This is a genomic window from Pedobacter sp. MR2016-19 (assembly GCF_014947265.1).
Classification (GTDB): Bacteria; Bacteroidota; Bacteroidia; order Sphingobacteriales; family Sphingobacteriaceae; genus Pedobacter.
This window is the reverse complement of sequence record NZ_JADCNK010000059.1, coordinates 1-415: the sequence shown is the minus strand read 5'-3', so window position 1 is coordinate 415 and position 415 is coordinate 1. Positions and strand designations below refer to the sequence as shown.

Annotated in this window: 1 protein-coding gene; it reads right to left on the bottom strand. The window is 40.5% G+C overall.

What is annotated here, in order from left to right; translation table 11 throughout:
• Positions 1–415 (bottom strand): putative Ig domain-containing protein (locus tag IM793_RS24715; RefSeq protein ID WP_193426179.1); only part of this gene is annotated, 415 nt, incomplete at both ends.

Sequence of the window (415 nt, the reverse complement as noted above, 5' to 3'; positions counted from 1 at the left end):
ATACCAGTTATACGTAACGCCAGTTTGAAGATTACTTACAGTTAAAGTAGCCGTGCTTCCGGTACATACGGTAGCTGAAGCCACAACCGGTGCATTTACAGTTACGGTTATGGCATAAGTTGTGGTTGCTTTATTATTATTAGCATCTGTAGCGGTTAAAGCAACATTATAAGTACCACCTTGCGTCGGTGTTCCGGTAATTTCTCTTGTTGTCGGATTAAACGACAATCCAGGAGGAAGGTTTGTTGCTGCGTATGTATACGGAGACGTTCCACCTGTTACAGCCGGTAATGTTTGCGGTAAGTAAGAAGAACCAACAATACCGTTAGGTAAAGTTTTTGTCGGTAAAATTAAAGTACCATTTACTTTAATTGGATAAGTGTTACTTGCTGTTTTACCCTGGCTATCAGTAACT